This is a genomic window from Pseudomonas sp. (genome assembly GCF_041601375.1).
Lineage (GTDB): Bacteria > Pseudomonadota > Gammaproteobacteria > Pseudomonadales > Pseudomonadaceae > Aquipseudomonas.
The window spans coordinates 1-9,939 of the sequence record NZ_JBFIIG010000156.1 but is presented as its reverse complement, the minus strand read 5'-3'; the positions used below and the strand labels follow the sequence as shown (position 1 = coordinate 9,939).

Here is a 9,939-nt window from a genome sequence, read left to right as displayed (position 1 = left end):
GACGCCGCGGTCGGGATCAGGTGGGTGAAGCCTTCGAGGGCGATGGTGTCGCCGTCGTTGACGAAGCGCTGGATCGCCTCGCCAAGGGAAATGATTTCGGCCATTGCGGTTGCTCTCGCTTGGTTGACGGTGCCACCGGCTGAGGGTGGCGGCTGAGTCCACAGTAGGCCGAGCGGCGCCGGCAAACAATCCGATAATCGACTTACTGTTCGATTATCGAACACTGCTTTACTCAGTTCGCTCGAGCAGGCAGCCCAAGCCCTCGGCCAGTTCGCGCTGGCGCTGCAAGCCCTGCATCACCCGGCCGACGATCTCCATGCGCTCGCGGGCAGCGGCGCGCAGCGCGTGCATGGCCTCGTGGGCCGCCGCTGAGGTGCTCAGGCCACTGCGCGCCGACTGATCGACCTGCCCCAGGCCGTTACTGGCTTCATCGGCGGCGCTTTTCAGGCCCTTGGCGATCTGCATGATCTGTTCGCTGGAGTCGTTGGCGCGCACCGCCAGGCTGCGCACCTCGTCGGCCACCACGGCAAAGCCGCGCCCGTGTTCGCCGGCCCGCGCCGCTTCGATGGCCGCATTCAGTGCCAACAGGTTGGTCTGGCGGGCAATGTCCTGGATGCTGCCGACAATCGCGCCGATGCGCCGCGACTGCTCGCCGAGGGTGTTGAACACCTCGCCGGTGCGACGCAGGTAATCGGCCAGCTCGCCGATCGACTGACGGGTGGCCTGGATGCTCTCGGCGCTCGACGACACCTTCTCGCCAGACTGCTGGGCCAGCTGAGTGGCGAAGTGCATATCGGTCTGGCTCTGCTCGATGGCGCGCAGCAGCTCACCCTGGTGCTGGCGCAGCGCAGGATCGAACACCGCCTCGGGCGGCAGGCTGACGGGGGCCTGCACCGGCGCCTCCAGGCGTGCCGGTGGCTGCGACCAGTCGCAATCCTGCACCAGCCGTTCGATGATCTGCGGCGGCTGGTTCAGGTAGAAGAAGCCGGCCAACAGCCCGGTGATGACCATGCCTGCTGCCACGCCGGACTCCCAGCTGCCACTGGCCCAAAAGACCAGGGCCACAGCCCCCAGCAGGTTGCCGGCCAGCAGCACGCTGGCCAGGTTGTTTTGCCAGGTGCTGCGGCCCATTGTTTGATCGCGCTTCATGGATGCTCCCTTCTTTCGTCAACCCAAATAAGCCCACTCCCCCGTTATGCGTTGCATGGGGAAGGCACTTTTGCAGGAAATACCGCCTCGCCTACGACGCCGCGCTGCAGGAGCGGGAGAACGCCTAGTGCCCTGCCCGCGATGACAAATTCGCGGCCATGGGCCGCTCCTACGAGGCGTCGACACTCTTGTGATGCCCGGCATAGCCCGAGCCGGGCGCCTGGGCCGGAAACTACAGACCGATATGGGTCTGCAGGATCTGCGGCTGGCCCTTAAGCTCCTGGCTGGGACCGTCATACAGCACCCGGCCCTTGACCATGATCATGCTGCGGTCGGTGAGGTCGAGCAGCACCTTGACGTTCTTGTCGACCACCAGGGTGGCGATGCCGCTGGCCTTGATCAGGCGGATCACGTCCCAGATTTCCTTGCGAATCAGCGGTGCCAGGCCCTCGGTGGCCTCGTCGAGGATCATCAGCTCGGGGTTGGTCAGCAGCGCGCGGCCGATGGCGACCATCTGCTGCTCACCGCCGGAGAGGTTGCCGGTGAGGTGGCCGAAGCGCTCGCTCAGGCGCGGGAAGGTCGCCAGCACCCGCTCAAGGCCCCAGTCGCGGCGACCGTCGAGACCGGGGCGCGCCGCCATCACCAGGCTTTCGCGCACCGTCAGGTTGGGGAACATGCCGCGGCCTTCCGGCACATAGCCGATGCCGCGGCGGATCACCTGGTGCGCGGCGCTGCCGGTGAGGTTCTCGCCCCTGATCCGTACCTCGCCACTGCGCGGCGGGGTCAGGCCGAGCAGCGAACGGATGGTGGTGCTCTTGCCCACGCCGTTGCGCCCGAGCAGGGCCAGGGTTTCCCCCGGCGCGATCTGCAGGTCGACGCCATGCAGCACATGGCTGTTGCCGTAGAAGGTGTGCAGGCCGCGCACCTCGACCAGCGGGGTTGCCGTCGTTGTCGTGCTCATCAGAATTGCTCCTCGCCATCGCCCAGATAGGCTTCCTGCACCGCAGGGTCGTTGCGCACCCGCTCCAGCGGACCGCTGGCCAGCATCTGCCCGTTGACCATCACGGTCAGGGTCTTGGCGATGCTGAACACCGCGTCCATGTCGTGCTCGACCAGCACCAGCGAGTAATCGCGCGACAACTCGGCGAGCAACTCGACCACCCGGCTCGATTCTTCCTTGCCCATGCCGGCCATGGGTTCATCCAGCAACAGAAAGCTCGGCTCGGTGGCCAGCACCATGCCGATCTCCAGCTGGCGCTGCTCGCCATAGCTCATGGAGCTGGCGGTGCTGTGACCCTTGCTGCTCAGGCCACAGGCCTGCAGGGCTTGCTCGGCGCGCTGGCGCACCAGCGGGTAGCTGTCGCTGCGGCGAAAGAAGCGGAAGGAATTCTTCATCCGCGACTGCGCGGCGAGCATGCAGTTTTCCAGGCAACTGAAGCTGGGGAAGATATTGGTACGCTGAAAGCTGCGCCCCACCCCCAGGTGCGAGACCTTGTTCGGCGCCAGGCCGGTGATGTCCTGACCCTTGAAGATCACCTGGCCGCTGCTGGGGCGTAGATGGCCGGAGAGCAGATTGACCATGGTGCTCTTGCCCGCGCCGTTGGGGCCGATGATGGCGTGGATCTCGCGCGGTGCGACCTGCAGGCTGATATCGCTGACGGCGCGCAGCCCTCCGAAATGCTTGCTCAGGCCACGGGTTTCCAGAATCAAGGCGCTCATTGTTCGGCCTCCTGCTTGATCGTGCCAGCCAGCGGCGCTTGCGTGGTTTTGCTCGATTTGCGCTGCGCCAGTTGCAGCAACAGGCCGGCGATCCCGCGCGGCAGCAACAGCACCATGGCGATCACTACCACGCCCATCGGCAGCTCCCAGTGCGGGGTCAGGCTGGCGAACCAGTGATGCAGGCCCTCGAAGGCAAAGGCTCCGAGAATCGGCCCGAACAGGGTGCCCATGCCGCCGAGAATCACCATCACCAGGATATGCGCCGACATCTGCCAGCTCAGTTGCCCCGGGCTGACGAAACCGTACTGGGTGGCCGAGAGCATGCCGGCGTAACCGGCAATGGTGCCGGCGATGACGAAGGCCGCCAGCTTGTAGAACAGCGGATTGAAGCCCATGGCACGGACCCGCTGTTCGTTCTCCTTGATGCCCAGCAGCACCCGGCCGAAGGGCGCGCGCAGGAAGGTACGCAGCAGGACGAACAACAGCGCCAGCGAGGCCAGGACCACATAGAACAGCGTGGTGCGGTTTTCCAGGTCGAGCAGTTGCACCCCGCCGATCGCCACCGTGGGCTTCATGAACAGGTAGGCACCGTCCGAACCGCCGGCGAAGGAGGAATCGTGGAACAGGTAATAGAGCATCTGCGAGAAGGCGATGGTCACCATGATGAAGAAGATCCCCGAGGTGCGGATGATCAACACCCCCATCAACAGTGCGGCCAGGGCGGTGATGCCCAGGCACAGCGGCAAGGCGATCCAGATGCTCAGCGCCTCGTATTCGGGGGCGAACAGCACCAGGGCGTAACCGGCCATGCCGAAGAAGGCTGCCGAGGCCAGGCTGACCATGCCGCTGACCCCGACCAGCAGGTCGAGGCCGAGGGCGACAATGGCCAGGATCATGATGCTGGTCAGCTGCTGGAGAAAGAAGTCGTGCTTTTCACCGGCGAGAGTTGCGCCGAACAACGGGTAAGCGGCCATCAGCAGCAACAGCAGCGCAAGCAGCAGCTGGATCGGGCGAGGTAATGCGTGCATAAGAAAATCCCCGAAATGGTTATTAGGCGAACAGCCCGCGCGGCTTGAACAACAGCACCACGGCCATCAGCACATACACGGCCATGCCGGCGTATTGCGGCACCAGCACCGCGCCCCAGGTGGCAGTCAGCCCGACCAGCAAGGCGCCAAGAAAGGCGCCGCGAATCGAGCCCAGGCCGCCGATGACCACCACCACGAAGGCGATGATCAGGATCTGGTTGCCCATGCCCGGATAGACCGAGGACACCGGCGCGGCGATCATCCCGGCGAAGGCGGTCAGCGCCGCGCCAGCGGCGAACACCAGGGTGTAGATCAGGCGGATATCGATGCCCAGGCACTGGACCATCTCGCGGTTGCTCGAGCCGCCGCGGATGATCATGCCCAGGCGGGTGCGTTGCAGGACCAGGTACATGGCCAGGGCGATCGCCGCGCAGACCGCGGAGATGAACAGGCGGTACACCGGGTAGTCGAGGGTTTCGGTCAACTGGATCGAGCCGCTGAGCAGCGCCGGGATGGCCACGCTGTGCACGTCGTTGCCCCAGACGATGCTGCGCAGCGAGTCGATGACCATGATCAGGCCGAAGGTCATCAGCACCTGATCGAGGTGCTCGCGCCGGTACAGCGCCTGGATCAGGAAGCGCTCGATCAGCACCCCCAGCAGCGCCGCCAATGGCACCGCCAGCAGGATGGCGAGGAAGAAGTTGTCGACCGGCCCGCTCACCCAGTACATCAGGTAGGCGCCGACCATGTAGAGCGCGCCGTGGGCCAGGTTGATGATGTGCATGATGCCGAAGATCAGGGTCAGGCCGCTGGCGATCAGAAACAGCAGCAACCCGTACTGCAGACCGTTGAGGGTCTGGATGAGAATGGTGGAAAGTTCCATCGGGCATACCAAAGTCAGAAATCAGGCAGGCCCGCCCCCTGGCCACGACTGGACGGTCGGGCGGGTCAACTGCCTCGGGCGACGCGAGCGAGGTTCCGGACAAGGCGCTGCGACGGGTCATAGCCGGCTATGACCAAGTGCAACAACGCGGGATCCAGGCCTCGGCAGGCGAACTCGATGCAGCCAACCCGCCCCACCGGCCAGCCGCTGACGGCCAGGGTGCGGGGACGACGCTAGCTACTGCAGCTTGCAGCCAGGCGCAGGGTCGGCCAGGGCGGCGGCAGCCGTGCTGACCACCACATTGGCGCCATCACGCACCTCGCGCAGGTAGATGTTCTGCACCGGGTTATGCGCCTTGGAGAAGCTCCAGGCGCCGCGCGGGCTGTCGATCCGGGTATCGGCCATGGCCGCATTCCAGGCCGCGCGGTCCTGGGTATTGCCGCCCACCTTGGCCAGCGACTGGGCCAGCAGCAAGCCGCTGTCGTAGCCCTGCACCGCATAGATGTCGGCCTCCTTGCCGAATTTCGCCCGGTAGTCCGCACGGAACTTGTTGTTCTGCGGGGTATCCAGGCTGTCGGCGTAATGCAGGGTGGTCAGCACGCCGGTCGCGGCCGAGCCTTGCGCGGCCAGGGTGCCCTCGCTGAGAAAGCCCGAGCCGAGCAGCGGGATCTTGCCTTGCAGGCCGGCCGCGGCGTAATCCTGGACGAACTTGGCCGCGCCGCCGCCGGCGAAGAAGACGAACACCGCATCGGGCTTGAGCGCGGCGATCTCGGTCAGTTGCGACTGGAACTCCACGTCCGGGAACGGCACGTAGATTTCCTTGCTGACGGTGCCGCCGGCCTTCTCGAAACCTTCCTTGAAGCCCTCCACCGATTCGGTGCCGAAGCCGTAACGCCAGGCCACGGTGACGATATTCTTGTAGCCCTTGTCCGCCGCCACCTGGCCCATCGGGTAGGCGGTCTGCCAGGAGGTGAAGGAGGTGCGGAAGATGTTTTCGGCGCACAGCGGCCCGGTCGCGGCGTTGAAGCCGGCGTTGGGGATGATCAGCGGCACGCCGGTCTCGCGGGCGACCTTGACCGCACCCATGCCGACCCCGGAGTGCACCGGGCCGACCACCACGTCGACCTGGGAGCCGGCGATCAACTTCTGCATGTTCGGCACGGCCTTGCCGGGGTTGGCTTCGCTGTCGACGCTGACATATTCCACCGCACGCCCGCCGAGTAGGCCACCGCGCTGTTCGATGGCCAGCTTCATGCCGTTGCTGATGGCCTCGCCGAGGGCGGCGTAGGTGCCCGTGTAGGGCAGCAACAAACCGATCTTCACCGGCTCGGCCGCCAGGGCCAAGCTGCTCATCGAAACGCTGAGGGCCAACGCCAGGGCGCTGGCGCTGAAACGGGTTGGGCAAGGCATCTTGTTATTGTTGTGCATGGTTATCTCCGGCTGCGCTCTGCGGCGCAGCGTGCAAGGCAAAGGTCGTTCGATTGGCATTTTCTGTCGAGCCGCCGGCACCAGGGCCGATCGCTCGTTGCGCACTCACTGTCAGAGCAGGTTCCAGGTGTAGGTGAAGATCAGGCGGTTCTCGTCGACGTCGCTGCGGTAGTTGGAACGCGCGGTGACGTTGCGCACCTTCACGCCCAGGCCCTTGAGCGAACTGCTCTGCACCACGTAACCGACGTCTAGGTCGCGCTCCCACTCCTTGCCCTCGAAACCGCGGCCGGTGTCGACGTTGTCGCCGGTCAGGTAGCGCACCCCGGCGACCAGGCCCGGCACGCCCATGGCGGCGAAGTCGTAGTCGTAACGCACCTGCCAGGAGCGCTCGCCAGCCGAGTCGAAGGTAAAGGTCGGCACCTCGTTACCCAGCGGGCTGACGTTGGCGAACACCCGCGGCAGGCCGTGGTCGCCGAACATGGCCTGGTAGCCGAGATAGAGGGTATGTCCGCCATGCTTGGCCGACAGCAGGGAGTAAAAGGCCTGGTTGTCGATCTCGCCCGCCAGCTGCTTGCCGTCTTCGGCCGAATCGAAATAGCCCAGGTTGGCGCCGAGCACCCAGTCGCCGACCGGCTCACTGTGCTTGAGGCTGAAGTGGCGCTGGTTGTAGATATCCTCCAGCTGGGCATACCAGGCGCCGACCGAGGTGCGGTTGGCGTTGAAGGCGTAGTCGGCGCCGGCATAGTTGAAGCGGTCCGTGGTGATCAGCCCGCCGCCATTGCGCAGCGGAACGAAACCGAGCATGGCGCCCAGTTCCTCGTCGCCGGCCTCGTTGCGCAGGCTGGTGGAACGCAGCTGACCGCCCTGCAGGGTCAGACCGGCGATCTCGTTGGAGACGATGCTGGCGCCCTGGTAGGTCGGCGGCAACAGGCGGATATCGCCGAAGTACAACACCGGCAGCATCAGCTGCTGTTCGCCGATCTTCAGCTCGGTCTTCGACAGCCTGACCTTGAGGGCCGCGCCCAGGCGGCTGTAGTCGTCGGCCGCCCGGCCCTCGTCGGTCACCGGCAACAGGCCGGTATTGACCCGATCCGGGCTGCTGTCGAGCTTGAGCCCCAGCAGGCCGATGGCATCGACACCGAAACCGACCGGACCTGGGGTGTAGCCGGATTTGACGTTGAGGATGAAGCCCTGGGCCCACTCCTCGGCCTTGGACTGCTGGTTCGGCCCGACTATGTCGGAGTAGTCGCGGCTGAAGTAGTAGTTACGCGCCTGCAAAGTCGCGGTGCTGTCTTCGATAAAACCGCTCGCCTGCACCAGGGCTGGCAGGCTGAGGGCTACTGCTAGGGACAGCAGGACAGGCTTCACATTCGGATAGTGAGTCATGGTTTAGCTCTTTGTTGTTATTGATAGTGGGCTGTTGCGCCACCCTTGCCGGGGACGAACCCGGCAACGCAAGTGGGTGGTGTGACCGTCGCCGCGCCGCCTTCAGGTCAGGCGCGGCGGCAATGCTCATGGGCCGGAGGTGGCTAACCGGTTGCCTCCTCCTTGGTCAAACTCGCGGTATGCAGCGGCGCTGCGGCGGCTGCGCTGTTACGCCGTACGCTGAGCAGCAGATGCGCGGCGATGCCGAACATCAGCCCCCAGAAGGCCGCCGACAGGCCGAGAAAAGACATGCCCGAGGCGGACACCAGAAAGGTGATCAGCGCCGCTTCGCGGTCATCTGGCTGGGCCATGGCGCTGGCCATGGCCGCGGCAATCGCGCCGAACAGCGCCAGCCCGGCCAGGGCGGCGATCAATTCCTTGGGAAAGGCGCTGAACAGCGACACCAGGGTCGCGCCGAACAGCCCCAGCAACAGGTAGGCCAAGCCGCCGACCACCCCGGCGACATAGCGCCGGGCAGGGTCTTCATGGGCTTCGCGACCGGTGCAGATGGCCGCGGTAATCGCGGCCAGGTTGAGGCCGTGGCAGGCGAACGGCGCCAGCAGCAGCGAACCCAGGGCACTGCTGGTGATGATCGGGCTGGCCGGGGTCTGGTAGCCGGCACCGCGCAACACCGCCATCCCCGGGACGAACTGCCCGGTCAGGGCCAGCATCACCAGCGGCAAGGCGATATTCAGGGCCGCCGACAGACTGAACTCGGGGCTGATCCACACCGGCGTGGCCAGGCCGATCACCAGTGCCTCCTGGTGCAGATCGCCAGTGGCGAAGGCAATCGTGCAACCGACCAGCAGCACCGCCAGCACCGCGTAACGCGGCAGCAGACGCTTGACCAGCAAGTAAGTGGCAAACATCGCCAGCACCAGAAAGGGTTTGGCCTGCAACGAGACGAACAGCCCGGTGCCGAAACTGAACAGGATGCCGGCCAGCATGCCGGCGGCAATCGCCGCGGGCAGCTTGCTGATGATGCGATCGAAGGTGCCGCTGATACCGACCAGAAAGATGATCAGGCTGGCGATGATATAGGCGCCGACCGCCTGATTGAGGCTGATCTGCGGCAGCAACGAGACCAGCAACGCCGAACCCGGTGCCGACCAGGCGATGATGATGGGCACGCGGTAACGCAGGCTGAGGGCGATGCCGAGCAGCGCACTGCCGATGGAAATCGCCCAGACCCAGGACGACAGCACGGCATGTGACAGGCCTGCACTCTCGGCCGCCTGGAAGATGATCACCAGGGGCCCTGCATAGGAAATCACGGTGGCGATAAAACCGGCCACCACGGCGGACAGCGAGAAATCGTTGATCAAGGCTTTCATGGAACCTCGCTGCAAGGCGCATCAGGCCATCCGTGACACGCAGTCCGGATCGCTCTTGTTATGGGTGAAGCAGGCCCGACGAACCGGCGGCAGCCCTGGGGCCACCGCCGGCCATTCACATCAGGCTTGTTGCAGGGCGCGGGGACGCTTGCTGCGCTGCTCGGCTTCGGCGACCGGAGCCTTCTGCAGCTGGAAGTCGAACTGCAGTTCGGCGAAGCAGCTGCCCTGCACACCGCGGTCACGGGCGACGGCGGCGTCCTCGACGAACGCGATATCGCCGACCAGGCCGTCGCGGGTGGCGTAGGCGAAGTCGTCCCACAGGTACTGCTCGCCGGCCAGGTTGATCTGGGTGGTCAGGTGGCGATGGCCGGGGGCGGAGATGAAGAAGTGGATATGCGCCGGACGCTGGCCATGGCGGCCGAGCAGATTCAGGCACTCCTGGGTCGGGCCATCCGGGGCGCAACCGTAGCCGCTCGGCACTATGCTGCGCGCGCGGTAGCGACCCTCGGCGTCGGTGACGATGCGTCGGCGCAGGTTGTAGTCGGACTGGCTCTTGTCGAAGTAGGAGTAGTTGCCTTGGGTGTTGGCATGCCACAGGTCGACCACGGCGCCGGCCACCGGCTGGCCGGCGGTGTCGCGCACCACGCCCTCGAGGAACATCACGGTGGCGCGGTCCAGCTCGCTGCCGTCGTCCATGCGCACCTCGCCTTCGGCCAGCGGCGCGCCGGCCACGTACAGCGGGCCTTCGATGGTGCGCGGAGTGCCGCCGGTCAGGCCGACCTCGGCGTCCTTGGCGTCCTGCAGGATGTCGAGGAAGTGCTCCAGGCCCAGGCCCGGCACCAGCAGGCCGGCTTCATTGCGGCCGCCCAGGCGGTTGAGGTAGTCCACCGTGTGCCAGAATTCGTCGTCGGTGAGTTCCAGGTCTTCGATGATCTTCGCCGCGTCGTTGATCAGGCGCAGCATGATCTGCTTG

General features: G+C 65.6%; 8 protein-coding genes and 2 pseudogenes. All 10 read right to left on the bottom strand.

The window, feature by feature from the left end; genetic code table 11:
* Positions 1 to 104: pseudogene (locus ABZE94_RS17095) on the bottom strand (CoA transferase subunit A); the annotation flags it as partial.
* 124 nt (positions 105 to 228) lie between these two features.
* Positions 229 to 615: pseudogene (locus ABZE94_RS17090) on the bottom strand (methyl-accepting chemotaxis protein); the annotation flags it as partial.
* Positions 616 to 1,381: 766 nt separating this feature from the next.
* Positions 1,382 to 2,110 (bottom strand): ABC transporter ATP-binding protein, encoded by a 729-nt coding sequence (locus tag ABZE94_RS17085; protein WP_372876763.1) that lies wholly within the window; start codon positions 2,108 to 2,110, stop codon positions 1,382 to 1,384.
* Positions 2,110 to 2,868: an ABC transporter ATP-binding protein gene (locus tag ABZE94_RS17080; protein WP_372876761.1), complete on the bottom strand. Its 759-nt coding sequence runs from the start codon at positions 2,866 to 2,868 to the stop codon at positions 2,110 to 2,112. The genes ABZE94_RS17085 and ABZE94_RS17080 overlap by 1 nt, the downstream gene beginning before the upstream one ends.
* A complete protein-coding gene (locus ABZE94_RS17075; RefSeq protein ID WP_372876760.1) occupies positions 2,865 to 3,896 on the bottom strand; it encodes a branched-chain amino acid ABC transporter permease in 1,032 nt (343 codons plus the stop codon). The genes ABZE94_RS17080 and ABZE94_RS17075 overlap by 4 nt, the downstream gene beginning before the upstream one ends.
* 22 nt (positions 3,897 to 3,918) lie before the next feature.
* Positions 3,919 to 4,779 carry a branched-chain amino acid ABC transporter permease gene (locus ABZE94_RS17070; protein ID WP_372876758.1) on the bottom strand — a complete coding sequence of 287 codons (861 nt, stop codon included), beginning with the start codon at positions 4,777 to 4,779 and terminating at the stop codon, positions 3,919 to 3,921.
* A 237-nt stretch (positions 4,780 to 5,016) separates the two neighbouring features.
* Positions 5,017 to 6,207 (bottom strand): ABC transporter substrate-binding protein, encoded by a 1,191-nt coding sequence (locus ABZE94_RS17065; protein WP_372876756.1) that lies wholly within the window; start codon positions 6,205 to 6,207, stop codon positions 5,017 to 5,019.
* 111 nt (positions 6,208 to 6,318) lie between these two features.
* Positions 6,319 to 7,593: an OprD family porin gene (locus ABZE94_RS17060; protein ID WP_372876754.1), complete on the bottom strand. Its 1,275-nt coding sequence runs from the start codon at positions 7,591 to 7,593 to the stop codon at positions 6,319 to 6,321.
* Between the two features lie 143 nt (positions 7,594 to 7,736).
* Positions 7,737 to 8,966 (bottom strand): benzoate/H(+) symporter BenE family transporter, encoded by a 1,230-nt coding sequence (locus ABZE94_RS17055; RefSeq protein WP_372876752.1) that lies wholly within the window; start codon positions 8,964 to 8,966, stop codon positions 7,737 to 7,739.
* 120 nt (positions 8,967 to 9,086) lie between these two features.
* A partial coding sequence (catA, locus tag ABZE94_RS17050) for a catechol 1,2-dioxygenase (RefSeq protein WP_372876750.1) occupies positions 9,087 to 9,939 on the bottom strand: 853 nt, incomplete at its 5' end.